This is a genomic window from Candidatus Thiodiazotropha sp. AKIB8 (assembly GCF_058244675.1).
On record NZ_JBSYOO010000016.1, the window covers coordinates 17,553 to 43,457 of the forward strand.

Consider the following 25,905-nt stretch of genomic DNA (forward strand, 5'->3'; position numbering starts at 1 on the left):
GTGGCGAGTTTCGGTATTTCATAAAATCTTGAGCTATCGAACTGTGCCCGGATGTTCAACATGCCATGGATACCCAGGTAGCCTGGATGGAGCACAGCGGAATCCGGGATGGTTGGTGCGCTGTTCCCCAGGATTCCGTTGCACTTCATCCAGGCTACGGACTTATTATGTTTGTACCGTAGGGTGGGGCCATGCCCCACCAAATAGGTTAGAAGTAGACAAATAGTGGATGATCACTCTGGATCTTGAATGAACTTCTCTGCAACTTATCACTATTTCCCACCATATATGGTGGGGCATGGCCCCACCCTACGGAAGGTAAGGGAGAGATGGTATCTGACTCTCTCATTGTGATAGGTAGTAGGGTTGGCTATATCTTGCGATTAGTTGCTGGTAATAGATAAACAATTATCAACGCTTGAAAACTAATTAGATGAGTTTCATGTGCAGCTAAATATCATCTTATGAGCGCTTTTTATTATACAAACAGCTTATCGAACAGCTGCTCATCATCACTCTCACCCAGCTGCTCAAAAAAGAGATCAGTTCTCTGCTTGAGATCTGTCAGGTTACTCTGGCGGATCAACTCTCTGCTCTCAAGCAGGGCACTGGGCTGCATGCTGAGTTCGCGTAACCCCATCCCGATCAATAACCTTACATAACGCGGATCACCTGCCATCTCGCCACACATACTGACTGGTATATCTGCCTGACGAGCTGCATCAATGGTATTTTGAATCAGTGACAGCACAGCCGGGTGCAGCGGATCGAAAAGAAAATTGACCTCTTCATCCATTCTGTCCACCGCAAGGGTGTATTGAATCAGATCGTTAGTACCTATCGAGAGAAAGTCGAGTAATTGGGCAAAACGATCCGCTATAATCGCAGCAGCCGGAACCTCTATCATACCGCCGACAGGAATCTCAGAATCGAAAGGGATTCCCTCTTCAGTCAGCTCATGCTTGGTTTTGTCGATGATATCCAAAACCTGCTTTAACTCTTTAATCCCAGAGAGCATCGGTATCATCAGTCGAACCGGCCCCTCTGCAGATGCGCGGAGAATAGCTCTCAGCTGTGGCACAAACAGTTCAGGCTCCTTCAGGCAGAGCCTGATCGCCCGCAGCCCCAGTGCTGGGTTGATGGATGGCATGCAACTCGATTCGGCGATTGCGCCCGTGGTCTTGTCCACCCCCAGGTCGAGTGTACGTATCGTGAGCGGAATACCGCCCAATCCTCTTACAGCAGCGATATAGACATCCAACTGCTCAGCTTCAGTCGGGGGTTCGCTACGATTCATATAGAGAAATTCAGTGCGGAACAGACCCACCCCATCTGCTCGGTTTTCCATCGTTATGCCGATGTCTTCTGGAAGCTCAATATTGGCATAGAGAAATATCTGATCGCCGTCTGTAGTCAGAGCAGGCAGGTCTACCTGCTGGCGAAGCTCTACCTCTCTTCTTCGGCGGGTCTCTATTCGCTGCCGGTAGTAATCCAGGATTCGTTCGGTAGGATCAGCCAGCACAACACCCTGTGCGCCATCAACAACCAGCGGCTCTCCCTGTCGAAACAGAACGGTTGCCTGGTGAATACCCACTACAGCAGGAATACCCAGACTGCGTGCCAGGATTGCGGTGTGGGAGAGCGGCCCACCATACTCGGTGATAAATGCGGCAACCCCCTGATTTTTCATCATGATAGTTTCAGCAGGGGTCAGATCCCGTGCCACGATGACCCGCCCTTTGAGATCACCCCTCTGTTCAGGTTCTCCACCGGCCAAAACAAATTGCACGTGCCCCACAACATGATTCACATCATCTTTGCGGGTACGCAGATAGGGGTCGTCCATCTCATCGAAGACCCTAACCAGCTCATCTCGCCGTACCTGCAATGCCCACTCAGCGGTGTATAACTTCTCCTGGATCAGGCTTATAGTTGCCTGACTGATGGCATTGTCCTCCAGCATCAACAGATGAGTATCAATAAACTCGCTGATATCCTGGGCAGTATCCTCAGGGATCAGGTTGCGTACTGAACGTAAATGACTGGTGGTGGTCAGCAAGGCCGTTTCAAAACGCTCTACCTCGGCATTAATCCGATCCCTGGTAATCTCTCGATGAGTGATCTCCGGTACGCCTTGCTGTAAAAGGTAGGCATCACCAATTGCGACCTCGCGGGTCGTCTTGATACCGATGCCCTGACAGGAGAGCGTCATTGTTCCTCCCCAAACTTATTGTTGATGAGAACTATTAATGCCTCCATCGCCTGCTGTTCATCGTTGCCATCGATTTCGAGCTTCAATACAGAGCCTTTATTTGCTGCAAGCATCATCACACCCATAATGCTTTTACCATTAACCCGTTGACCATTTCGGTTCAAAAATACGTTACTGTCGTAACCATTGGCGCAGCTGACTAGCTTTGCTGCAGCACGGGCATGCAATCCAAGTTTGTTTACTATTTCTATCTCTTTTTCAAGCATGATTAATACTATTTTAGTGGGCTTTTACAGCAATGAATCCCATCCCTGCCACCACTGACGGCTTTTTCCGTTAGTGATTTAAGGTCGAGATCCTGATAATTGAGCGTACGAATCAACATCGGCAGATTAAGCCCTGATACCACGTTCACTCGATCTGACTCAGCCAGACTATAAGCAATATTGCTGGGTGTGGAGCCATACATATCGGTAAACACCAACACGCCATCCCCTTCATCAAGACTATCCACTGCTTTACGGGCCTGAGTTTTAATTTGATCAGGATTGCAGTCAATCGACACAGTTAATGTTTCAACAGACAACAGCGCACCATTGAACATCTTATTTGCTGTCTCAAGCAGAGCATCACCAATTTGAGAATGGGTTATCAATAACAACCCAATGCTCATGACAACTCACGATGGCGAGACATGACTTGCAAACCTGCATCCTTAAAATGTCGATATAACTGTTCAACAACATACACAGAACGATGTTGCCCACCTGTACAACCGATAGCGATGGTTAAATAGCTGCGCCCATCTGCTTCGAAAGCGGGAATCCAACGGGATAGAAAGCTGATCAGGTCTGACACCATGAGGTTGGTCTCATTCTGAGCATTAAGATATTCAGCAACAGGCTGATCCAATCCGGTAAAGGTACGTAATTCAGTCTGCCAATAGGGGTTGGGTAAACACCGCACATCGAACAAATAGTCCACATCTCGAGGCAGCCCGTGCTTGAATCCGAAGGACTCAAACAGAATTGAAACCTGCCCATTCTCACCATCGATTCTATTACGAACCAAGTCTCGTAACTCATGTACGTTACTGTGAGTGGTATCTATTCTGAGATTCGCCGCTTCACTCAACGGCTGCAGAAGTTCTCGCTCATGTTGAATCGCCTCACTGAGGGAGCGTTGCTGGTTGCTCAAGGGATGTTTACGCCGGGTCTCGCTAAAACGCTTGATCAACGTATCCAGCTGGGCATCGAGAAACAACATATTGCAATTAATACCACGCTGACGAATGTTCTCCACCACTGCCGGCAGACTTGAGATCTGACTTGGTTGGCTGCGTGCATCAATACCTACTGCAGTTTTATTGAAGATCTCCTCAGGTTCACCGTTCAAATAATCGGATACTGAAACCAAAAGCGAGACCGGAAGATTATCAATGCAGTAGTACCCCATATCCTCCAGGGTATGCAGAGCAATGGTCTTTCCTGAGCCGGAGAGCCCTGTAACAATCTGAAGTTTTATCTCATTTGCCATTCTGTTCAGACTCTTGAAACTAGTGTTTTACCCGAATCCAGCTCGGTAACATCGCCAGATCGTAGGAGGTAATTACCTTTTTTGTAAACAAGTTAACAGGAATATCGACAAAGCAGATAGGGATACCTTGCCCAGCTGAGTTTACCCTCAGCATATTCATCCTGCACACATCAATGAGAGTAGGCTAAGCCTGATCTATATAGTTTTTCTGACGTTCGATAAAATCCTCGGTCGCGTTGTACCCATCCATCTTCAGCAGATGTTGTCGTACAGCCGTCTCCACCAGGATTGCCAGATTTCTACCTGCTGCAACAGGCAGGCTCGTCTGCGGCACCTCAACTCCCAGCAATGTTCGATGGGAATGACAACCTTCCAGGCGATCCATGTCATCTAATTTTTTATCATCAAAGTGCAGCAAATCGATTATTAAGTGTAGCTGCTTCTCTGGCTTTATAGCACTGTTACCAAAGATCGCACGCACATTAATCAGCCCCAATCCACGAACTTCGAGGAAGTCCTGCAGTACCTTGGGACAGCGACCGCTCAAGGTCTTACCGCCGGTTTTATAAAACTCTGTTGCATCATCAGCCACAAGACGATGCCCCCGCGAAATCAGAGCCAGGGCCAGCTCACTTTTTCCGATTGCCGGATCTCCACTAAGCAGTACACCCTTACCTAAAACTTCCATGTAGACCCCATGTAACAACAGCGTCTCACCCACTGGAAGACTGAATTTCTCCAGCAGTCGATGGATTACATAGTTGTCACCTTTCGGGGTGAACATGAGTGCAGTTCTGTTCTTTTCTGCCAATTCAAAGCAGCTCTGTTGAGGCTTTAGACCATCAGTAAATATCAGCGCCAGAGGAGAGGTGGTAAAAAGCGCCCTCAGAGATTCCCGGTATTTTTCTTCACCGCTGCTCTGTAGATGTTTCTGCTCAGGAGGACCAATCACTTGAATTTGATTGGGTCGAATCAGATTCAGTGGTCCCACAGGTTGTTGACCGTGGGGCGACTCACTGTCCAACTCTATTGTTTTTTCATCACCATCACCATTCCAGCTCAGTGAAAGTTCGCTGGCAAATTCGTCGAAAAGATCGCGAATGGTGTAGTTGGTGGGCATTAAACTGACGTTATCGCCGCTTCTCGCTGCCGGATTAACTGAAACAGTTGCTGCGTTGTTTCCGCTTCACGCAGTGCCGAGCAGAATGGAGGGTCATCAAACATCCTGGCCAATTTTGCCAGTAGTTGCAGATGGGCTTCAGTTGCCTCCTCAGGAACCAGCATGGCAAAGGCAAGATCCACCGGTTGGCTGTCGATCGCATCAAAATCGACCCCTGAAGGCAGCTGAATAAATGCTGCGGTGGATTGTGTTATCTGTGACATTCGCGCATGGGGTAGCGCTATTCCTTTGCCCAGTCCGGTGCTGCCTAAACGTTCACGCTCAAGCAATGCATCAAACACAGTATCCTGTGTGAGACCAGGAGCAGAATTGGCCAATCTTTGGCCAAGCTGCTCCAGGACACGTTTTTTACTGGCTGCCTCCACACTGCAGCCGATCCGTTCCTCAAGCAGAAATCCGTCGGGAAACATGGAGACCTCGCCAGTTTTATCTATTCTGAACTACTGCTACTTACAGCGTACTTCGCGCCACTACCGGCACGGTGACTCTGCATCTTTTCTTTATGCTTTATGACTTGCCTATCCAGCTTATCGGTAAGCCCATCAATGGCCGCATACATATCTTCCTGTACTGCATCAGCGAATACGCTGGCACCGTTCACTTGCATGGTGGCCTCTGCCTTTTGCCTCAGCTTCTCTACGCTCAAGATGACATGTACATTGATTACATTATCAAAATGCCTCTCAAGACGTTCGAACTTATTATCTACATAGCTTTTCAAGGCATCGGTAACTTCCACATGATGACCGGTAACGCTTATCTGCATAATTTTCTCCTGTCTTAGATGAGTTGGCTCATCACTCTAACTGAGGCGGTGAAGTAACGCCGGGGCATTTTTACAGCAACTCATTCATGAATCCACTTTTATCTGAAACCGCTCCGGTTCAGTAAGCATATCAAGCATGATATGATAGCCACTCCGATAATTCACTTCACCTACATCAGTCGCTTACGCTCGTTCGATGGTGGGATACTCATCGACTCGCGGTATTTTGCCACCGTTCGGCGGGCCACTTTTATACCCTGTTCCGACAATATGGCGGCGATTTTGTTATCGCTGAGAGGTTTGTTTGTATTCTCTGCAGCAATCAATTTTTTTATCAGCGCACGTATAGCAGTGGAGGAGCACTCACCCCCTGCACTTGTGTTCACATGGCTGGAGAAGAAATATTTAAACTCCAGCGTACCCCTGGGGGTATGCATATACTTCTGGGTTGTCACCCTGGATATGGTCGACTCGTGCATCTCCAGAGCCTCAGCGATATCCCGTAAAACCAGTGGCTTCATAGCCTCTTCGCCATGTTCAAAAAAGCCCCGCTGATATTCAACAATCTTACTCGCCACACGCAGAATAGTCTCATTTCGACTCATCAGGCTTTTGATGAACCAACGCGCTTCCTGCAGGTGGTTTTTCAGGAAAGTATTGTCATCACTCTGATCCGCACGCTTGATCAGACTGGCATAGTCGTTGTTTACCCTTAGTTTAGGCGTAACCTCACCATTTAGCTCCACAACCCAGCGATTATTGCGCTTGCTGACGAATACATCAGGAATCACATACTGAGGCTCGCTTTTGGCGATCGCTGTGCCAGGGTGAGGATTGAGCGTCCTGATCAACTGCATGATAGCCATCAGGTCGTCCTGATCAACCTTCATTCGTCGCATGATCTGATTCTGATCCTGCGCAGAGAGCAAGTTGAAATGGTCGCGACAGAGTCTGATCGCCAAATCCAAATAGGGTGTTTTTTCAGGAAGTTGCCGAAGTTGAATTAGAAGGCAGTCCTGAGCACCCTGAGCACCAACCCCCGGAGGGTCGAAAGCCTGGATACGATGAAGTACTGCCTCTACATCCTCCAGAGTCATCTCCTCATCATTCAGGGAAACCAGGATCTCCTGGAGATCACCTTTGAAATATCCATCCTCATCAATACTGTCGATGAGGTTAGTGGCAATCAGAACATCCTGCTCAGTGAATGGGGTCAGTGTCATCTGCCAGACCAGGTGGTCATGCAAAGTGATCGCGCCACTGCGCTGAACCAGATAGTCATTGTCTGCAGATTCACTACCACTGCTCGATGGGGGAAGATAACTGTCGTATACGTCAGCCCATTCACTATCAACGGGCAGGTCTTCTGTGATCTGGCTACTGTCGGTCTGAATTTCCCGCTCGTTGTTGATATCGTTGGAGCTCAAAGACTCTTTATTGTCTGAACTCTGATCAGAGCTCTCTTGACTAGCTTCTTCTTTTTGAGTCTGCTGACTAAACTCCTCTTCACCCTCCAGCATGGGGTTTGTTTCAAGAACCTCCTGCACCTCCTGACTCAGGTCGAGCGCAGACAATTGCAACAGGCGTATTGCCTGCTGCAACTGAGGTGTCATTGTTAAATGTTGTCCGAGCCGGAGCTGTAGAGCCTGCTTCATAGCAGAGATATCTTTAAACCTGGTATGTTATTTGTATGTCTTTATATTCATTCTAGCTAATAAATGCCGTTCACGGAATAATTCTTGGTATTTGTTTCGTTTGAATATAATTCTGCCTCATACTTTAACCTTCATTTTGTCAGCTGACGAGTAGTCATCATCTCTACTCTTAAATCACATAATCCATGAAAAAACATAAACATAGCCTTACATAGTAAAATTTTCGCCCAGATAAACACTACGTACCTCCTGGTTATCGAGGATCTCCTCGGTGGTTCCTTCCGCCAATACCTTACCAGTATTAATGATGTAGGCTCTATCACAAATATCAAGAGTCTCTCTAACATTATGGTCGGTAATCAACACCCCAATCTTTAATTCTCTAAGATGTTGAATGATTCTTTTAATATCGATAACCGCAATTGGGTCGACACCTGCAAATGGCTCATCCAATAAAATGAATGCGGGCTCCATTGAAAGCGCACGGGCAATCTCCAGGCGGCGTCGCTCTCCACCTGAGAGGCTCATAGCCATACTCTCTCTCAAATGTTCGATACCGAACTCTTCCAAAAGCCGGTCACAATGCGCTCTTCTTGCTTGCGCGTCCAGATCCTTTCGATTTTCAAGTATCGCCAATATATTCTGCGCAGTATTGAGCCGCCTGAAAACAGAGGGCTCCTGGGCCAGATAACCAATACCCATGCTGGCGCGCTTATGCATTGCAAGATCAGTAAGCTCCTCTCCATCCAGGTAGATTCTACCCTGATCAGCCTGAACAAGGCCCACGATCATGTAGAAACTGGTGGTCTTTCCGGCACCATTTGGCCCTAACAGCCCAACAACCTCACCGCTATTCAGATTGAGCGAAACACCATCGACCACTTTACGCTTATGGTACTGCTTCTCAAGTGCATCAGCCCGCAACTGGCTCACGGTGCATCGCTCTTGGTCTGGGGTTCAATTACGACTTGAACCCGCTCTTTACCCTGAGCACTGCTACCCGCCTTCACCTGGGCACTGGTTCGATTGTAAACAATCCGGTCATTTCGAAAACTGTTACCGCCCTGCTCAAGCAGAGCATTGTCAATCAATACCATTTCATCACGATCAACATGAATTTCCATCCTTCGCGCCTGACCATGCACCTCTACCCCATCGACTTCCGGCAGCTGACTGAATCTAGTCGGTTCACCTTCACTGATGATCCGCTCCGTCTTTCCCTGCCGACGATGAACCCAGAGGCGCTCAGCCCACAACTTCATACTACCCTGGGTAATCGTCACATTCCCCTCATAGAGGCTGATACCTGTCGACTCATCAATGGCTAGACTGTCCGCCTCAAGCTGCATTGGCTGATCCCGATCACTCTCCAAGGCCATAATCGGCATTGCGCCAAAACAGACAAGGCCATATACCAGGATTGACAGAATGCCCTTACTCGAACTCATAGTAGCCTCGTACCTGATGTAATAACTTCAAGCGAGATGGCTCAGTCAGCCATGCCTGCATGCCGACTGCTGATATTCGCTGCTGACCACTCTGAATTTCGACCGCCTCAGCCGTTGATGCATATGAGTCTTTTGATTTAAAAGTCAGATCTTCGGTCTCAATCAGATAAGGTGCGAAATCACCCTTTCCTTCACGCTCGATGATCACTCTGCCCGGAAGATAGAGTGTCTCTTGCTGATGGTCTGCCACACCCTGTTCTGCCTGCATCCTCCATGGCGGCGTATCGGCTCGGAAACGCCATACCACTGGCTTTAACAGCTCGGTAATACCACGCTTCTCATAATGTAACATTTTAGGGGTTTGTAATGTTTGCAGAAGCTCCCCATCCTCATTGTACTGTTTTACGCGTAGGTCCACGGCATAGGAATCAGGGATATCCCTAGCTACCTGTCGTTTCTGCATCTCAGGGCGCGTCAGTTCATTCACCCACCAGGCTAAACTCAGCACCAGGGCGAGCATCAAGGAGAGACCAAGCAGGCGTCTGTTCAAGCTAGACTTCCCACATATCCATAATCAACTGCGAACTCATGCTTCAAAGATAGTGATCCAAACTGGCTTGCAAGGTTCCTTGCGCTTCCATGATCATCTCACAAACATCCCTGCCAGCCCCATGTCCACCGCCATGAGGCGTTTGCCAGTGGGCGTGTTGAACCACAAAGGGGTGCGCATCCTGAACGGCGATGGCAAGCCCGACTCGACGCATGATAGGAAGATCCACAACATCATCCCCGACGTAAGCGACCTGCTCATCAGTAAGCCCCAGTTTATCTCTCAACTCTTCATACGCTGGAAGCTTCTCGAGTTTGCCCTGATAGACATGCTCAATACCCAGGTTTTCCATGCGCAACCTCACCACTTCAGAGGTCCGGCCAGTGATAATGCCAATCACCACACCGGTGAATTGCAACATTTTCATCCCATGTCCATCTCTGGAATTAAAGGACTTGTACTCTTGACCATCATCACCGAAAAAAAGAGCGCCATCCGTCAATACCCCATCAACATCAAATATCAAGAGTTTGACTGCTTTTGCTTTATTATAAATATCCTGCATTTTGCCCCCCTGTCTAGTATTTCATATCGTTTGACAATGTTACCGTGACGCTAAATGGCTAGCCGCAAGGCATGACACCCCCTTTCCAAGGCGCGTAACAACACGGGTCGCCGGGTAGCGTCTTGTCCGAGAGGAGGCCTGCTCAGGCCTCTAAAACTGTCGACCAATTGAAACACGACACTACATAACACCAGCTCTAAGTAGGTCGTGCATGTTGAATGCGCCAATCAGACGCTGCTCCTCATCCACCACCAGCAGGCCGTTTATTTTATTTTCATCCATCAACTGTAACGCCTCAGCCGCCAACATTTCTGGCGGAACCCGTTTGCAATCCCTTGTCATCACCTCTTCAACACTGATTTTGTGTATATCGATCGGCTGGTTGAGCGTACGCCTTAGATCGCCATCCGTATAGACACCGGCAAGACGCCCCTCGTGATCAACAACCGCTGTCATGCCCAGCCCCTTCACAGACATCACCTCCAACGCCTGGTGAAGCGTAGCCTCAAGCATCACCGATGGCAGGGCCTCTCCACTATGCATGATATCTCGAACATGCAGCAACAGACGTCTACCCAGCGACCCACCAGGATGGGACAAAGCAAAATCCTTGGCAGTAAAACCTCGCGCTTGCAGCAGAGCCACCGCCAAAGCATCGCCCATCACCAGTGCGGCAGTAGTACTGGAGGTCGGCGCCAGCCCCAGGGGACAGGCCTCTTTATCAACACTGACATCGATATGAACCTCAGACTCTCTTGCCAAGGTCGAATGAGGCTTTCCTGTCATCGCGATCAACGGCACACCCAATCGCTTCAGCAGGGGAAGTATTACCAGTAACTCTCCTGTCTCCCCGGAATTTGATAACGCCAAAACCACATCATCGGCTGTGATCATGCCCAAATCCCCATGACTGGCTTCACCAGGATGGACAAAAAATGCCGGGCTACCCGTACTGGCAAGGGTTGCTGCCAGTTTGTTACCGATATGACCAGATTTTCCCATACCGATCACGACAATACGGCCACGACAATTAAGCAGATAGTGGCAAGCCTGGGCAAACCCTCCATCCAACCTTGGAATCAACGCTGAGACCGCCGCAGCCTCGGTTTCAATTACCGCCTGGCCCAACTCGATCATTTGGGTCATTTCTTGCTGTGAGGGTGGTGTGGGTTTCTTCATCCGAACAGTATGTCTTGTTTAGTGAGCCATCACAAAATGCCGGCCTGTCTGGGGACAAACCCGCCATGAGAGGAGATAACCTGTTTAAATATCATGATTTTTCTTGTAATTACGATCCACTTCCAGCAAATCCACGTTATGCTCAATGAGTAACTAAAGAGTAAAACAGCCAGGCCTGGTAACCGACGAAACAGAGCAACAACCCCAAACCTTCAATACGATTAATACGGCCCTGTTTACCAAATCCATAGCCCATTAAAAACAGGAACAACGTCAAGGCGAACATTACCGGAAGATCCCGGTTCAGCAAATCCGGCGAAAAAGCACCCGGCGCGACCAAACCAGGAATACTCAATACAGCCAGCATATTATATAGGTTTGAACCAATGACATTGCCGATAGCAATATCGTCCTCTCCCTTCAGTGCGCTGGTAATGCTTGCCGCCAGTTCGGGCAGACTGGTGCCGATGGCAACAATAGTCAATCCAATCACCACATCGCTGACGCCGAGCGCCACAGCTATATTGGTCGCACCCCACACCAATATCCGGGAACTGATCAGTAGAAATACCAAACCACCGATCAGAAGAAACAACGCCTTTTTTGTTGGTACATCGTGCGGAATCTCTGCATCGTACTCCCCGGCTATGGGGTCTGCTTCTCCTGTTTTTGCAGTGTAGATCATCCAGCCGAACACAGAGATCAGCAACAGGATCAGGATCGATCCATCCACCTGACTTAAATTGCCATCCCACATCAACACTATGCAAATCACCGTAACAGCAAGCAGAATTGGATATTCGCGCTTAAGTACACTGGAGTGAACAGAGAGAGGGATAACGAGTGCAGTAACACCAAGAATCAGACCGATATTGGCAATATTGGAACCAACCGCATTACCGATCGCCAAACCCGGATTGCCGTTTACCGACGCCATAAGGGAAACCAGAACCTCAGGCGCAGAGGTACCAAACCCTACAACCGTCAGGCCGATCAGCATGGGGGAGACGCCAAGATTGTCCGCCAATGCGGCGGCACCGCTGATAAAGCGATCCGCACTCCATACTAAAACCACCAGACCAATAAGTATCGAGAAACTATGCAGCAACATTAAAATTATATTTTTTAGCGAGTTAAATAAACACTGTCACCTGATCTATATCTACTTGAAGATCACCAGGACAGTCGCAGCTTTGTAGCGCTGACACCATATTATTAGGTGATGCGCTAAGAGAATAGTCAAAGGGTTGAGATGATAGCAGAAAGCCAGAGGAAAACACTTGACAATCATATCGGAATATTAGATGATTCTTACATACTGATACTCAGATGTACCAGTTTTCCTCCTTTGGTGGTATATATTCAAGCGCAACATCTCCTGTTGCGCTTTTTTTTTGCTTGGCGACTCGATTTCCAGGATTATCCGCCCAACTACCCTCTGGGAGTGAAATAGTCCTTGTGCCATCCCAGGGGTTCATGTATTATCCGCCGTCTTTTTCGAGGCACAATAGTTCTCCATTGGAGCGACATCGGATGACTACATTAAGCGCAAAACCGGCTGAAGTTCGCCGCAATTGGTACCTTGTGGATGCAACAGACAAGACCCTTGGTCGTCTGTCCACTGAAATTGCACGACGTCTGCGTGGCAAGCACAAACCGGAATATACTCCGCATGTAGATACCGGCGACTATATCGTCGTTGTCAATGCAGAGAAAGTCCGTGTTACCGGTAATAAAATGACAGACAAGATGTACCACCACCACACTGGTTACATCGGTAATATGAAATCCATCAGCTTGGACAAATTGCTTCAGAAGGCACCAGAACGTGCAATCGAGCATGCAGTCAAGGGCATGATGCCGAAAAACCCGTTAGGACGCTCTATGTTTAAAAAGCTGCGTGTCTTTGCTGGTTCCGAGCATACCCACCAGGCTCAGCAACCTCAGCCCCTGGACATCTAAAGGCAAGAGTTTAAGACCATGGCAGATACCCATATCACTACCGGACGCCGTAAAAGTTCCACTGCTCGAGTCTTCATGACTACTGGCAACGGAAACATTACCGTCAACAACCGCCCTCTCGACGAGTACTTCGGTCGCGAAACTGCCCGCATGGTAGTTCGCCAACCGCTGGAAACTACAGGGACTGTCGACAAAGTTGACATCAAAGTCACTGTCAGAGGTGGTGGCACCACTGGTCAGGCTGGCGCCATCCGTCACGGTATCTCCCGTGCACTGGACGCCTATGACGAGTCACTGCACAGCACACTGCGTAGATCAGGATTCCTGACCCGTGACGCCCGTGCTGTTGAGCGTAAGAAAGTCGGACTTCACAAAGCCCGTAAGCGCCCTCAATTCTCCAAGCGCTAAGTCTGGCTTGCGTTGCAGGCGGAGACGCCTGGCACCAAGTCTGCAACTGGGGATTCGTCTAATGGCAGGACAACGGACTCTGACTCCGTATGTGGAGGTTCGAATCCTCCATCCCCAGCCAACAACTATTTAAGCCCACCCTGTGTGGGCTTTTTTATTTTCTCTACAAAGCTGCCCGGATGGAGGATTTGAACCGATAAGAGGTTCGATGGAAGAGCGAAGCGATGACGAGCAGCTTCAGCTGACCCCGCAGGGGCGAGGCCGTTAGGCCGAGTAATCCTCCATCCCCAGCCAACAACTATTTAAGCTCACCTCAATAGATGTAGAGAGCCCCTGAGTATGGGCTGGAGGTGTCCTCCATATCATCGCTTTTGCCTGAATTTTCGTCGGGTGCACCGACAACCAATGTCCTCCCATCATGAGAGATACTCAGGCTTGCGCCAAATCTATCGTTTACCATCCGGCAAAACAGGAAACATACCGGCTCTTCCCATCCTGGAGAGGTATCCGGTGCCTTCACATAGGCCTTTTGAATCCATGAAGAGAGGGGGTTTTCCCGGGTAAACTGATATACAGCCCCAGGTTGAGATAGTGCACTGTCATCAGCCTGATCCCCATTCACCCCACGAGCAACAGAGCCCTCATATTGGGCACCAACTGCTACAGACATCCCGTCCCCTGATATCGCAACCTGGTGACCAAAATAGTCATCACTTCCAGTATTGGAAGCCTTAAAATATTCTGACTCAATCCACTGGGAGTTAATACGCTCAAACAGGTAGGCCGCACCTGAATATTCAGCACTATTATCAGATCCATCACTTCCGATCCCGGTTGAGGATGAATCCTCCCCCCAAGCGCCCACAACCATCAGATTGCCATCATCACTAATTGACAGACTGTGACCAAAACGATCCCCGGCTTCACTATTTGAGGATTTGATGTAGGCCTGCTGGGTCCAGCTCTCTCCATCCAATACGAACAGATAGACAGCACCTGACTGAGCTGCACTATTGTCAGACTCACCATCAACACCCATTGACGATGAAGCTTCATAGTGAGCCCCTACAGCCAGGGTTACCCCATCACCGGAAAGTTGTACGGCGCTGCCAAAATAGTCACCTTCCTCGCCGTTTGATGATTCGAGAATAGCCCGCTGTTGCCAGACATCTTCCCCTCCCTCGAATACATAGACCTTTTCAGCTGCCCCCACACTGAGTCGATTGCCACTTGCAGAAAGGGATAGTGCCTGACCAAAAACTTCGCTGGCTGAGCTATCTGATGCCTTGAGATAGGCCAGTTGACCCCAGATGTCAGCATTGCGGGTAAACAGATAGACAGCCCCAGCACTTTGGGCACTGTTATCCTGCTGATCGCCATCCACGCCTGTTGCTGCAGAACTCTCACCAGGGGCACCAACCGCAAGTGTGTTGCCATCGTAAGAGAGTGATACTGCTCTCCCGAAGTCGTCATCCCTATCAGTGTTTGATGCCTTGATATAGGCCTGACGCTGCCATCCACCATCAATGCGAGCAAACAGATAGACTGCGCCAGCACTCATTTTATAGTCTGGAGTGAAGCTCCACTCGCCATCGATACCTGTAGCCGGTGAGATATCACCTGGCGCACCAACCGCCAGTGTCAACCCATCCCCTGAAACTGCAACAGAAGTTCCAAAATAGTCTTCCCAACTGGTTTCATAGCCTTTCAGATATCCAATCGTGTCGAGCATCAATGAGCTGATAGTGATAGATTCAGAATCGACACATTGACCAGCCTCGTTGCAGGCCTGTATCAAATAGGAAGTATTGAGCCAATCTTCCAAGTGCACCGAAATCTCTTCGTCAACCTGGGTTGATGTGAGATCCGAGCCTTGCTGGTTAAAGCCTGAAATCCCGTCCGGGTTCTTCAGCAGCCGATAGTGGTTGGCACCCACATCATCCCAGAAGAATCGAAGTAGTTTGGTATTTTCCGCTGAAACAGTGAGGCTGAGCGCCTGAACAGTGCAGTTGATTTGAACATTCGTTATTTCGGCTCCCGAGAGGGTACCAGTGCCGTTATTGACGGTGCAGGTTTGCCCAGATGGTTGGCTGGCGATGGTTACCTCATAGGCCGCACCGTCATCCAGCTCAATGGCAAATGAAAAACGGCCGTCACCAGCGACAGGAAGGGTATCCCCCCCGTTGATTTGAAGCACGAGGCCATCAGCTGTCAGACCAGTGACCTCACCACCAACTCGATAGGAGTTTTCACTACTGCCACCACAAGCGCTCAACAGCAATAGCAGATTCAATATAAATCCAGAACGAACCACTATCCCTGAAAACACTTCCATTAAATCTTCCTTTTCACTCTATCGAGTCATCCTATAACAAAGCGCTTAGGGGTGAACTATATTTTGTTACCGTTTAATTAACATCTCAAATGCTGCCCCTACCTCACAATTGTGAACATTACCCTTAAACAGAATTTAATTCCTAATACATTGACCCAGATCAACGTATTCCGCTAAGACATTCAATAGATTCCAAATTGGTGGCTTGGTAACGAACCACCAGCAACTCTTGGAAAAAGAGCACACTTAAATCTTGGAGGGATTCTATCGATCACTAACTCACCAACCTGCACTCTAAACCCGAATACTGCCCCTATTGAGCCGAATCAGCGGCTTCACATCCATCAGTAGCAGAATTTGGGTGAGTCGCACCTCAACATCAGAAATGGATAAGGAGAGGGTCATGCGTCGAAAAATCACCGCATCAGTGATGCAACTACTCGCTATCCTGGGACTGGTCGCAGTCGCAGGAACAACTCATGCCGCAATTATCGACTTCAGTTCGGGAACGTTCCTCGACAGGTCACCAGGTACCGGAGTCGACTACTATTCTCAGGATGGCTATATCGTCGAGATTGCAAACCCAGCGCACAACACAGACATGACAGTCTGCCCGAATAGATGGTGTTTCGATAATATTTGGGGTGTCCCCGCAGAAACAACCTTTATTACCCGCGCCGATGGAGGGGCATTTGATCTCACCAGCTTACAGATCTTTGCTAATACAGCTTCTGGAGTGAACTTCAGTGCTGATAGCGGCGCCTTCCTGAACTCCACTGATTTCGGAACCATCAGTTTCGATACCGCGTTTCAAGATATCACACTGCTGAGGATGGACATTCCTTGTGGATTTGCGACAAGTTGCGGCATAACCCTCGACAATATCGATGTTAGCCCAGTCCCCATCCCTGCTGCTGTCTGGCTCTTTGGTAGCGGGCTTTTGGGATTAATTGGTTTCAGGCATAAGAGAGAGGCAGATCAGGCTTGACTGCCCAGATAGGGCTGCTCATCAGCAGCCCTGTCGAAAGGCATCACGACTGCTTCGTTTTCAGCCGACTCACTTCGCCACATACTCCGCCACTGGCGGATGGTAAATCATCTGCAGCGTAACGCCATCTGGATCAAAACAGTAGAAACTCCTGGCACCATCCCGATGGGTGCGAGGAGAAGTGCGCATCTTCACACCCTGCTCAGTCAGAAAATCATACCATTCGTCAACGCTCTCTGGGCTACTGAGCATAAAGCCTATGTGGTCGAGACGCTGGGCAGCTTCATCAAATGTCTCAACGGCTATCTTATGCAGCGCCAGATTGTCCGGCCCGGAAGTCAGATATAGATTATCAGGGTCTGGTCGCCACTCAATTTGCATACCCAGCAATTCAACATAGAAGTGCTCGCTGCTGGCCATATCCCTGACATTCAGCGCAACGTGGCGCATGCCAATGTGACTTTCAGGTCTTTTCATGAATAACCTCATTCACGGCCTGCTCCCAGATCTCCTGACCACAGGCACGCTGAACCACCAGAGGCAGAGCAACAGGTCCATGAGAGAGGAGCTGCTCATGCAAGGTCAGTGGGGATGAACCAGGATTTGCCTGAATATACTGATTGGACAGGTGCTCAAGCAGATCAGCGCCCAGCAGGGCCATAAAGGCATCTGTAGGTCGTCTGGAGATGGCAGTCAGGCTGACTTCCGCCCAGCAGGGAATATCTGATAATGGTTTCAATCGCTCAAGTGCCTGGCGACTGTCTATTTGACCAGAGTGAAATTCGAGATCGACAGAGGCCTGTTCCGCCAGCGCCAACCTTCTCTGATTGAGCAGTGTACGATCCTGCTCATCGAAATAATCATTTGCTTCCAAAAGACGGCTCATATAGTGGGCCCAGCCCCGTTTGAAAGCGGCTGATGGATTGATCTGACGCACTAGGCTATGTGCCGGTACGCCCCCAGCCCAGGCCAGATAGTGACGCCCTGCCCAACTGCCATAGAGGTTGCGCATTCGAATCGCTGACCGGCTCTCGCCTCCCCCAACCTGCTGATCATGGGGAATCAAGAGCACCCCCCCCTGCTCGGTGCGCAGATAACTGCCACAGTCCGGCTGCCTGAAACAGCTATCGGTGACACGAAACTCAAGTGGCTGTTCTGAATCGGGCAACAGCTGCTGCTGCTGCAGAAAGTCCCGTAATATTTTTGCTTCTTCGCGATAGGCCTTTATTCGATCATTTCCGCTGAGAATTTCGCCTCTATCCTCTCTCAGGTCAGTGACGCTTAAACCTTGTGATTCCAGGGACTGGTAGGTCTCTTGAAGTCGTTTACGCGCAAAACCTAGTGCTTGCTTAACCTCAAGATCGATCTGATCGCGGTTGCGCAGCAACCAGCCCAGCAGTGCCTCTCCACAGTCTGCCGTTCCTGATGCAACCGGGGCCAGCTCTTTGACAAGGCTCTTCCTGTAATCCCCAACGGCTTCTGCAGCCTTGCTGGCCAGGGTCTGTAATCTGCCCTGGTCGGCACAACACTCCCGGGTTTGCGGTAGATCCCGTCCCAGCCTTTTTAGCCAGGGTTCGCCCTTTTCAGCTGTCTCCAGGGCGTCGGCCAACCAGAGTGTCGATACCACCCCAGGCAGCTCTGACAATCGACCCCGGGCATCACGCAGATAGTTCGGGGTAAGCTCCAACACCCCCATCAACGCCTCACAGAGACGATCTGGTTGGCGCACGATCAACTCCTGAAGTTGATTCAAGGGAAGATATCTGGCCGGGTCGCGGTAACGCCAATCCTGCTCCAGCAGCATCCGATGTTCAACAAATGCCGCCCCATAGATCAGCTGTAGATCGAGCTGTCGATCTGCATCCAACTGTTCCGAATCAAGCTCTTTGAGGCTAACCAGCAGGTTACTGATCAGGTTCGCCAAAGCGCCATTGTCATCATCACCATCGGCATTGAGTCGACCTTCGTATCCAGAAACTGAGGCAAAAACTGCAGCCAAAGGATGAAAGCGGAACCAGGCGCGATAGTAATCGGCAACCAGTTCGTCGAATACACCGGCATCATTGCTCATTGATAATCTCATAGTCATGGGTGATTTTAGCTGTAGCGCCCAGCATTATAGAGGCAGAGCAGTATTTTTCTGCACTCAATGAGATCGCACGGGAGACATGTTTTTCACTCAGCTCCCGGCCGCTAACAACAAAGTGGGCATGAATGGCTGTAAAGACCTTCGGATCCTCTTCAGACCGCTGAGCCTCAAGCTCAACAACACACCCTGTCACTTGCTGGCGGGACTTTCTCAGCATTGAGAGTACATCAAACTCAGTACACCCGCCCATACCCAGGAGTAACATCTCCATTGGTCTGACGCCCAGATTTCTACCGCCATGTTCAGGTGGGCCATCCATAATCACCCCATGACCACTACCAGCTTCCCCCATCATGGTGGCTGCCTCCACCCATACGACCCGTGCTTTCATTGTTAACTCCAATTTGTTCATCTTTCAGGTCTGACACAAAATTCAGAAATAAACGATAAACATGAATTACGTTGAATTTATGACTTGTTGTTTTTTGTTACACTATATATAGGCGAGTCTACAGAAGGCTGTAAATTCGACAAGTTGAAACAGTTGCTTGACTTGATCCTACGCTTTAACTGAACATGGCTTCAAACCAAAGCAAGGGCTCAGATTTGCAACCATGAAGATCATCGAGAGCTGCCCTGGGGCAGAATGCTATATTGCTCTGCAAGCTGATCTCTTAAATAAACAACCTTAATTCAGAGTCCGAAGATCATGACGATCATACAACCGCCACCGCAGGAACCAGAATATCTACAACGATTCCTGTCATTTTGTCATCGCCGACGCTACCCAAAAAACACCGAGATCATACATATTGGCGACCCGGCAGATATACTCTACTACATCACGGAAGGCTCGGTGGCTGTCTACATCGAAGATGAAGATGGTCGGGAAATCATCCTTACCTACCTGAATAAAGGCCAGTTCGTGGGAGAGATGGGTCTCTTCGTCCCCGAGCCGAAACGCAGTGTTATGGTGCGTACTCGTGCCTCCTGCCAGATTGCAGAAATAAGCTATCAACGCCTGGAACAGCTCTTCACCCATGACCTGAAGGACTTCTCCAAGGATATTCTCTACGCCATGGGGGCTCAGTTATCCCAGCGTCTTAACCAGACAAGCAACAAGGTAGGACATCTGGCCTTTTTTGATGTCACAGGGCGTATTGCCCGCACCCTGCTTGATCTGTGTAAGGAACCTGACGCGATGACCCATCCGGACGGCATGCAGATCCGCATCACCAGACAGGAGATCGGACGCATCGTAGGCTGTTCCAGGGAGATGGCAGGCAGAGTACTGAAAAACCTTGAGGAGCAGGGTCTGATCAGCGTTAAGGGTAAAACCATCGTGGTGTTTGGCACCCGCTGACCGCTCTCCAATCGCGTAGGGTGCGGCCCAGCCGCACCTTTCAGGCTCAAGAGAGAATCTCTACCGACCCCATTGAGTTGGCAGCTTCATAGCCTCAGCTTATATCACCGTTATGCCAAGTGTCCGTTCATTGCAGCAAGCCTGGCAGCTATCTCCACCCTCCTGAAAGGAAGGTGGCAGGGGTTATCATCCCCCCATCTCCAACACCTTCTGGTAACGGGGGCAGTTGGTCAAATGGTCATTGACCATTCCCACCGATTGCATGAAAGCGTAACAGATCGTGGTGCCGACAAAACGGAACCCCTTGCGTTTCAGTTCCTTGCTCAGAGCATCAGAGGTCGAGGTGCTGGCTGGCACCTGCTCAAGCTTGCGCCAACTGTTCTGCACTGGCTCTCCCTCCACAAAAGACCATAGATACTCTGCGAACCCCTCACCAGCCTCCAGCTCAAGGAAGGCCCGGGCATTACCGATCGTCGCATTGACCTTAAGCCGGTTACGTACAATCCCCGAGTCCCCAAGTAACCTGGCAACATCCTCCTCACCATATGCGGCAATCTTCGTCGCATTGAAGCCATCGAAGGCGCGTCTATAGCCATCCCGCTTGCGTAATATAGTCAACCATGAGAGTCCCGCCTGCGCCCCTTCCAGAATCAGCATTTCAAACAGATGTTGCGGGTCACGGGAGGGTACCCCCCACTCCTGATCATGGTATTGGATATACTCATCATGTCCCAGGCACCAGGGACAGGGTTCCGATTTCATTGTTTTTCGCTCTCCTTTGGCCCAATCCAGAATTGCGGTACATGGGCCACCTCCCAGCAAAAACCGTCCGGATCTCTAAAGTAGCCAGAATAGCCTCCCCAAAATGTATCCTGGGCCGGTTTTATCACTTTTGCCCCTGCAGATGCTGCTTCCGCCATAACCCGGTCGACGCCAGCCTTGTCAGCTAGATTATGGGCCAGAGTTATCGGGCTCTGCTCAGCTTTACCTAGAGAGAAGCCCATATCCTCTTCCAATGCTGATTTGGGATAGAGGCCAAGCCAGCTTCCCTGTAGTTCGAAAAATGCCACTGCATCACTCTCGAAATCGTAGCGTGGCAGACCCAATTTCTCATAGAACTGAATGGATAGTGAGAGGTCAGTCACGCCTAGCGTGATTAAATTAATTCTTGGCTGCACAGTAATTTCTCCTTGAGTTTGATTTCTCAATAGGAGTCTATGCTCTGCCTACTGACAACGGGGTGTCAGCAGTGAAATTGCATGGTGATCCGATCCACTAGTGTGGTGCGTCATACTAGCCAACATCATCCTCAACACTGATCAGGAAAAGAGTGTATTTAATCTCGCTCCAGGGTCTTCGGCCCTCATAAAGGCTTCGCCTACGAGAAAGGCATTGACCTGGTGGCTGCGCATGCGGGTGACATCTTCACGATCCAGTATGCCGCTTTCGGTCACCACGATTCTCTCTGAAGGTATCTGCTGAAGAAGACCCAGGGTTGTATCGAGAGTGACCTCGAAACTGCGCAGGTTTCTATTGTTGATGCCGATCAGCCGGTTGTCGACTGCCAGAGCTCGCTTCAGCTCCGCCTCATCATGCACCTCAATTAGCACATCCATACCCAGCTCATGGGCGAGGTCGTTCAGTGAGTTGAGCTGCTGGTCATTCAGGCAGGCCACGATCAACAATATGCAATCGGCATCAATGGCACGGGCCTCATAGACCTGGTAGGGATCGATGATGAAGTCCTTGCGTATCACCGGCAGCTGACAGGCAGCTCTTGCCTGTTGCAGATACTCATCACTCCCCTGAAAAAAATCGATATCGGTCAATACCGAAAGACAGGCCGCACCACCCTTTTGATAGCTGCTGGCGATCTCAGCAGGCCTGAAATCCTCTCTCAACACCCCCTTACTTGGGGAGGCCTTTTTGATTTCAGCAATCACGCCGGCCTGGCCCGCGTCGATCTTGCCAGCTATGGCATCGGCAAAACCTCGTGGCTCTGAGCTGTGGCAGAGCTGCTCCTTGAGGGACTCCAGGCTGCAGACATCGACTCGAGCGGCAATCTCTTCAAGTTTACGCCGAACAATCTTTTTCAGGATATCTGGGGTATCACTCATAATCACTCAAAACTCTGGGTCAAAACCACTAACCTGTCGAGCCTGCTCCTCGCCTCACCGCTGGTGATAGCCGCATCGGCTTTTTCAATCCCTTGTTTGAGGCTGCTGGCGATACCCGAACTATAAATCGCAGCACCGGCATTGATCATGACAATATCCCGAGCTGGCCCTGGTTTATCCTCGAGTACACCTCGAATGGTTGCGAGACTCTCAGTCGCATCATTGACCTGAATCGTCTCGAGGGGATTACGGGTGACCCCGAAATCCTCGGGTTGAATGGTGAAACGCCTGATCTGGCCATCTTTCAACTCCGCCACATCAGTTGCGTCGCCAATACTGATCTCATCGAGACCATCCCGGGAGTGCACCACCATCACATGACGACTGCCCAATCTTTGTAAAACTTCGGCCAGTGGTTCAAGCAGCTCATCGCTAAAGACCCCCAAAAGCAGGTTGGGAACACCAGCGGGGTTGGTCAACGGCCCCAATACATTGAAGATGGTTCGAACACCCATCTCTTTGCGAGGACCGATGGCATGTTTCATCGCGTTGTGATGACCGGGAGCAAACATAAAACCAACCCCAACCTCACGTACACACTGCTCGACCTGTTGTGGAGTCAGATCCAGTCGCACACCAGCCGCCTCCAGGGCATCAGCACTACCCGATTTGGAAGAGACAGATCGATTACCATGTTTGGCGACATGGCAGCCAGCCGCTGCGGCAACAAACATACAGGCGGTAGAGACATTGAAGGTGCCTGAAGAGTCGCCACCGGTACCCACGATATCCACCGGATGAGTTAAATCACCAATCGACACACCGGATGCCAGTTCACGCATCACCGATGCTGCAGCAGCGATCTCGGCAACCGTCTCCCCTTTCATCCGCAGTCCGATAAGAAATCCGCCGATCTGTGCTGCGGTGGCACCGCCAGTCATGATGGTCTGCATCACCGCTGTCATCTCTTCACCGGTCAGATCCTGGCGGGCCAGAATCTTATTGATGGCTTGTTGCATTTCCACGTGCTCCCCCCCTGTTGAACTTATTGTTATAAGTCTTATACAGTTTATATCAGAAGTAGGGTGCGGCCCTGCCGCACCAACATTCGCAATCAATGGCAGAACCTTTGCTGCGGCAGTACCGCACTCTACACCCCGTCGACAAAGTTCTTCAGTAAATCATGGCCATGCCGGGTAAGGATCGATTCAGGATGGAACTGCACGCCCTGTATCGCCAGGGTTTTGTGCCTGACCCCCATGATCTCATCCATAGAGCCATCCTCCAGCTCAGTCCATGCGGTGATCTCAAGACACTCCGGCAAACTCTCTTTGTCAACAACCAGAGAGTGGTAGCGAGTTGCCTGAAAGGGGTTTTCAAGGTCATGGAAGACCCCAGTATCCCGATGGTGGATCGGTGAGGTCTTACCATGCATGACTTGCCTGGCATGTATGATATCGCCACCGAATGCCTGGCCAATGGATTGGTGGCCCAGACAGACACCAAGAATCGGAATCTTTCCAGCGTAAGTCTGAATAACCTCAACTGAGATTCCCGCTTCATTCGGGGTGCAGGGTCCGGGTGAGATAACGATATGGTCAGGACACAGGGCACCCACATCCTTCACTTCGATCTCATCATTCCGAACCACCTTGACCTCGACACCCAGTTCACCCAGATACTGAACCAGGTTGTAGGTGAAGGAGTCATAATTGTCGATCATCAATAGCATGACTAGCTCGCATTTCTTTCAGGGATTTGGATTTTTGGGGCAACCCGGTCGAAGCAGGTTGGACGATCGGTCGCAGAAGTATAGCCGTGCCTATAGCTCAAGACCGATCGTTCAAGATGCTCGGCCGGACTGTTCCAAAAACCAAATAGGACAAAGTGAGGTTTCATCTCCATACCTTCAATTACAGTAACCATTCAACTATCAGCATTGTTCTCGTTTAGAGGGTCCGCCCTGTGAGAAATGCGGGCTAGACCTCCTCATCACAGGCATGGCGATCAAGCCCCGCCTCTGCCAGAGCAACAGCCCGAAATACGGCACGACCTTTGTTCATCGTCTCTTTCCACTCCAGTTCAGGTACCGAGTCGGCTACTATTCCCGCGCCAGCCTGGATATGTAGCGTCTTGTCTTTAATGACAGCTGTACGAATAGCGATAGCGGTATCCATGTTGCCATTCCATGAGATATATCCCACGGCCCCTGAATAGACGCCCCGCTTCACCGGCTCCAGTTCGTCGATGATCTCCATGGCTCTGATTTTTGGTGCGCCACTCACCGTACCCGCTGGAAATGTGGCACGCAGCAGGTCGATAGCACTCATCTCGTCGCGAATGGCGCCAGTGACGTTGGATACGATATGCATCACATGGGAGTATCGCTCCACAATCATCTTGTCGGTCAAAGTAACAGTGCCAATCTTAGCCACCCTGCCGGTATCGTTGCGACCCAGATCGATCAACATCAGGTGCTCTGCAAGCTCCTTGGGATCTGCCAGCAGCTCCTCCTCCAGCGCCTTGTCCTCTTCCTCGCTGTAGCCACGTCTGCGGGTACCCGCAATCGGCCTTACCGTCACCTCGCCATCTTCCAGGCGGGTCAGAATTTCAGGTGAAGAACCAACAATATGAAACTCCTTCAGATTGAGGTAGTACATATAGGGTGACGGGTTCAAGCCTCGCAGTGCACGATAGAGATCCAACGGAGGTGCTTCGAAGGGAATAGAGAGTCGCTGGGAGACCACTACCTGCATGCAGTCGCCATCAAGAATATATTGTTTGCTACGTTCGACTGCCTGCTTATAACCCTGTTCGGTAAATCCCGAGACAAAATCGGATTCATTGACCTGTCTCGAACTCCCCTTACCTATCTTGGGAATTGGCTGACGCATCTCCTGTATCAGTTCACAGGTCCTTTGCTGTGCCGTATCCAGTGTTCCCCCTTGAGAGGGATCAACATGCACAATGACATAGAGGCGGCCGGTGAGGTTATCGAATACAACCACCTCATCTGAGACCATCAGCAGAATATCCGGGTTTTCCAACAGATCAGGATTGGGACATTTCGCCAGCTTGGGCTCAATATAGCGAATGATGTCGTAACCGAAATATCCAACCAGGCCACCGTTGAATCTCGGCAGCCCTTCAATCTCTGCAACCTGGTAGCGTTGTTGAAAATCTTCGATCCAGGCCAGCGGATCCTCCACCTGATGAGACTCAACCACCTCATCATCACTGACCACTTCGACCTTTTGCCCGAAAACCCTGACATGGGTGCGACAGGGCAGGCCAATGATCGAATAGCGACCCCACTTCTCGCCCCCTTGTACAGATTCGAACAGATAGGAGTAGGGCGCATTGGCCAACTTCATATAGACGCTGAGGGGGGTATCGAGATCAGCAAGGACCTCACAGACAACAGGTATGCGGTTGTAGCCCTGTTGCTCCAGGGCTGCGAATTCTTGGGGGGTCATTTTCCTCTCCACACAAAAGACGATAAAACGGTTGAGCTAGAGTTGGCAGTCACCAACGCCATCGTGCACCATTCAT

Annotated in this window: 28 protein-coding genes, 1 tRNA gene and 1 other RNA gene; 6 read left to right on the forward strand and 24 right to left on the reverse strand. The window is 50.1% G+C overall.

The window, feature by feature from the left end; translation table 11 throughout:
- Nucleotides 1-478: 478 nt before the first annotated feature.
- The 14 genes from ptsP to AC4IFB_RS03050 form a co-directional block, all read right to left on the reverse strand.
- Nucleotides 479-2,212, reverse strand: coding sequence for a phosphoenolpyruvate--protein phosphotransferase (gene ptsP, locus AC4IFB_RS02985; protein ID WP_490775541.1), 1,734 nt, complete (start codon nt 2,210-2,212; stop codon nt 479-481).
- Entirely contained in the window at nt 2,209-2,478 is a 270-nt protein-coding gene (locus tag AC4IFB_RS02990; RefSeq protein WP_490775540.1) for an HPr family phosphocarrier protein, read from the reverse strand. The genes ptsP and AC4IFB_RS02990 overlap by 4 nt, the downstream gene beginning before the upstream one ends.
- Before the next feature lie 8 nt (nt 2,479-2,486).
- Nucleotides 2,487-2,885 (reverse strand): PTS sugar transporter subunit IIA, encoded by a 399-nt coding sequence (locus AC4IFB_RS02995; RefSeq protein WP_490779353.1) that lies wholly within the window; start codon nt 2,883-2,885, stop codon nt 2,487-2,489.
- The gene (gene rapZ / locus AC4IFB_RS03000) at nt 2,882-3,748 is read right to left on the reverse strand and encodes an RNase adapter RapZ (protein ID WP_490775538.1); all 867 of its coding nucleotides are present in this window, start codon (nt 3,746-3,748) and stop codon (nt 2,882-2,884) included. Before rapZ ends, AC4IFB_RS02995 begins: the two co-directional genes overlap by 4 nt.
- Nucleotides 3,749-3,932: 184 nt before the next feature.
- Complete coding sequence (gene hprK / locus AC4IFB_RS03005; protein WP_490779354.1) at nt 3,933-4,868, reverse strand: HPr(Ser) kinase/phosphatase; 936 nt, start codon at nt 4,866-4,868, stop codon at nt 3,933-3,935.
- Nucleotides 4,868-5,338 (reverse strand): PTS IIA-like nitrogen regulatory protein PtsN, encoded by a 471-nt coding sequence (gene ptsN / locus AC4IFB_RS03010; RefSeq protein ID WP_490775536.1) that lies wholly within the window; start codon nt 5,336-5,338, stop codon nt 4,868-4,870. The genes hprK and ptsN overlap by 1 nt, the downstream gene beginning before the upstream one ends.
- 20 nt (nt 5,339-5,358) lie before the next feature.
- The gene (gene hpf, locus AC4IFB_RS03015) at nt 5,359-5,694 is read right to left on the reverse strand and encodes a ribosome hibernation-promoting factor, HPF/YfiA family (protein WP_490775535.1); all 336 of its coding nucleotides are present in this window, start codon (nt 5,692-5,694) and stop codon (nt 5,359-5,361) included.
- A 170-nt stretch (nt 5,695-5,864) separates the two neighbouring features.
- Nucleotides 5,865-7,349, reverse strand: coding sequence for an RNA polymerase factor sigma-54 (locus AC4IFB_RS03020; protein WP_490779355.1), 1,485 nt, complete (start codon nt 7,347-7,349; stop codon nt 5,865-5,867).
- A 207-nt stretch (nt 7,350-7,556) separates the two neighbouring features.
- Nucleotides 7,557-8,282 carry an LPS export ABC transporter ATP-binding protein gene (gene lptB / locus AC4IFB_RS03025; protein ID WP_490775533.1) on the reverse strand — a complete coding sequence of 242 codons (726 nt, stop codon included), beginning with the start codon at nt 8,280-8,282 and terminating at the stop codon, nt 7,557-7,559.
- Nucleotides 8,279-8,797, reverse strand: a complete 519-nt coding sequence (lptA, locus tag AC4IFB_RS03030; protein WP_490775532.1) for a lipopolysaccharide transport periplasmic protein LptA — start codon at nt 8,795-8,797, stop codon at nt 8,279-8,281. Before lptA ends, lptB begins: the two co-directional genes overlap by 4 nt.
- The gene (lptC, locus tag AC4IFB_RS03035; RefSeq protein WP_490775531.1) at nt 8,784-9,347 is read right to left on the reverse strand and encodes an LPS export ABC transporter periplasmic protein LptC; all 564 of its coding nucleotides are present in this window, start codon (nt 9,345-9,347) and stop codon (nt 8,784-8,786) included. Before lptC ends, lptA begins: the two co-directional genes overlap by 14 nt.
- 43 nt (nt 9,348-9,390) lie before the next feature.
- Complete coding sequence (gene kdsC / locus AC4IFB_RS03040) at nt 9,391-9,912, reverse strand: 3-deoxy-manno-octulosonate-8-phosphatase KdsC (RefSeq protein ID WP_490775530.1); 522 nt, start codon at nt 9,910-9,912, stop codon at nt 9,391-9,393.
- A 180-nt stretch (nt 9,913-10,092) separates the two neighbouring features.
- On the reverse strand, nt 10,093-11,058 hold the full coding sequence (locus AC4IFB_RS03045; RefSeq protein WP_490779356.1) for a KpsF/GutQ family sugar-phosphate isomerase: 966 nt from the start codon (nt 11,056-11,058) through the stop codon (nt 10,093-10,095).
- 175 nt (nt 11,059-11,233) lie between these two features.
- The gene (locus tag AC4IFB_RS03050) at nt 11,234-12,202 is read right to left on the reverse strand and encodes a calcium/sodium antiporter (protein WP_490779357.1); all 969 of its coding nucleotides are present in this window, start codon (nt 12,200-12,202) and stop codon (nt 11,234-11,236) included.
- A 422-nt stretch (nt 12,203-12,624) separates the two neighbouring features.
- Between AC4IFB_RS03050 and rplM the strand changes: the two genes are divergently transcribed.
- The 4 genes from rplM (at nt 12,625) to AC4IFB_RS03070 (ending at nt 13,755) form a co-directional block, all read left to right on the forward strand.
- Nucleotides 12,625-13,053, forward strand: a complete 429-nt coding sequence (gene rplM / locus AC4IFB_RS03055) for a 50S ribosomal protein L13 (RefSeq protein WP_490775527.1) — start codon at nt 12,625-12,627, stop codon at nt 13,051-13,053.
- 18 nt (nt 13,054-13,071) lie between these two features.
- On the forward strand, nt 13,072-13,461 hold the full coding sequence (gene rpsI / locus AC4IFB_RS03060) for a 30S ribosomal protein S9 (protein ID WP_490775526.1): 390 nt from the start codon (nt 13,072-13,074) through the stop codon (nt 13,459-13,461).
- Between the two features lie 47 nt (nt 13,462-13,508).
- Nucleotides 13,509-13,582, forward strand: a tRNA-Gln gene (locus tag AC4IFB_RS03065).
- A 44-nt stretch (nt 13,583-13,626) separates the two neighbouring features.
- Nucleotides 13,627-13,755, forward strand: a non-coding RNA gene (locus AC4IFB_RS03070) — RtT sRNA.
- A 19-nt stretch (nt 13,756-13,774) separates the two neighbouring features.
- Here AC4IFB_RS03070 and AC4IFB_RS03075 read toward each other — a convergent pair.
- Nucleotides 13,775-15,796, reverse strand: a complete 2,022-nt coding sequence (locus AC4IFB_RS03075; protein ID WP_490779358.1) for a hypothetical protein — start codon at nt 15,794-15,796, stop codon at nt 13,775-13,777.
- Between the two features lie 403 nt (nt 15,797-16,199).
- Between AC4IFB_RS03075 and AC4IFB_RS03080 the strand changes: the two genes are divergently transcribed.
- Nucleotides 16,200-16,784 (forward strand): hypothetical protein, encoded by a 585-nt coding sequence (locus AC4IFB_RS03080; RefSeq protein ID WP_490775524.1) that lies wholly within the window; start codon nt 16,200-16,202, stop codon nt 16,782-16,784.
- 69 nt (nt 16,785-16,853) lie between these two features.
- Here AC4IFB_RS03080 and AC4IFB_RS03085 read toward each other — a convergent pair whose 3' ends face one another.
- From AC4IFB_RS03085 to AC4IFB_RS03095, 3 genes are read right to left on the reverse strand one after another with little or no spacing between them, the layout of a single operon-like run.
- Complete coding sequence (locus AC4IFB_RS03085; protein ID WP_490775523.1) at nt 16,854-17,261, reverse strand: VOC family protein; 408 nt, start codon at nt 17,259-17,261, stop codon at nt 16,854-16,856.
- Entirely contained in the window at nt 17,248-18,855 is a 1,608-nt protein-coding gene (locus tag AC4IFB_RS03090) for a DUF885 family protein (RefSeq protein WP_490779359.1), read from the reverse strand. The genes AC4IFB_RS03085 and AC4IFB_RS03090 overlap by 14 nt, the downstream gene beginning before the upstream one ends.
- On the reverse strand, nt 18,845-19,264 hold the full coding sequence (locus AC4IFB_RS03095) for an OsmC family protein (protein WP_490775521.1): 420 nt from the start codon (nt 19,262-19,264) through the stop codon (nt 18,845-18,847). The genes AC4IFB_RS03090 and AC4IFB_RS03095 overlap by 11 nt, the downstream gene beginning before the upstream one ends.
- 318 nt (nt 19,265-19,582) lie before the next feature.
- On the opposite strand from AC4IFB_RS03095, the gene crp reads away from it, so the two are divergent.
- The gene (crp, locus tag AC4IFB_RS03100; protein WP_490775520.1) at nt 19,583-20,236 is read left to right on the forward strand and encodes a cAMP-activated global transcriptional regulator CRP; all 654 of its coding nucleotides are present in this window, start codon (nt 19,583-19,585) and stop codon (nt 20,234-20,236) included.
- A gap of 186 nt (nt 20,237-20,422) precedes the next feature.
- On the opposite strand, the gene AC4IFB_RS03105 is transcribed toward crp, so the two are convergent.
- The 6 genes from AC4IFB_RS03105 to trpE form a co-directional block, all read right to left on the reverse strand.
- Nucleotides 20,423-20,998, reverse strand: coding sequence for a DNA-3-methyladenine glycosylase I (locus AC4IFB_RS03105; protein ID WP_490779360.1), 576 nt, complete (start codon nt 20,996-20,998; stop codon nt 20,423-20,425).
- Nucleotides 20,995-21,414, reverse strand: a complete 420-nt coding sequence (locus AC4IFB_RS03110) for a VOC family protein (RefSeq protein WP_490775518.1) — start codon at nt 21,412-21,414, stop codon at nt 20,995-20,997. Before AC4IFB_RS03110 ends, AC4IFB_RS03105 begins: the two co-directional genes overlap by 4 nt.
- Nucleotides 21,415-21,555: 141 nt before the next feature.
- The gene (gene trpC, locus AC4IFB_RS03115) at nt 21,556-22,353 is read right to left on the reverse strand and encodes an indole-3-glycerol phosphate synthase TrpC (protein WP_490779361.1); all 798 of its coding nucleotides are present in this window, start codon (nt 22,351-22,353) and stop codon (nt 21,556-21,558) included.
- A 2-nt stretch (nt 22,354-22,355) separates the two neighbouring features.
- Nucleotides 22,356-23,378: an anthranilate phosphoribosyltransferase gene (gene trpD, locus AC4IFB_RS03120; protein ID WP_490775516.1), complete on the reverse strand. Its 1,023-nt coding sequence runs from the start codon at nt 23,376-23,378 to the stop codon at nt 22,356-22,358.
- A 125-nt stretch (nt 23,379-23,503) separates the two neighbouring features.
- Nucleotides 23,504-24,085 carry an anthranilate synthase component II gene (locus AC4IFB_RS03125; protein WP_490779362.1) on the reverse strand — a complete coding sequence of 194 codons (582 nt, stop codon included), beginning with the start codon at nt 24,083-24,085 and terminating at the stop codon, nt 23,504-23,506.
- Nucleotides 24,086-24,332: 247 nt separating this feature from the next.
- On the reverse strand, nt 24,333-25,829 hold the full coding sequence (gene trpE, locus AC4IFB_RS03130) for an anthranilate synthase component I (RefSeq protein ID WP_490779363.1): 1,497 nt from the start codon (nt 25,827-25,829) through the stop codon (nt 24,333-24,335).
- Between the last annotated feature and the right edge of the window lie 76 nt (nt 25,830-25,905).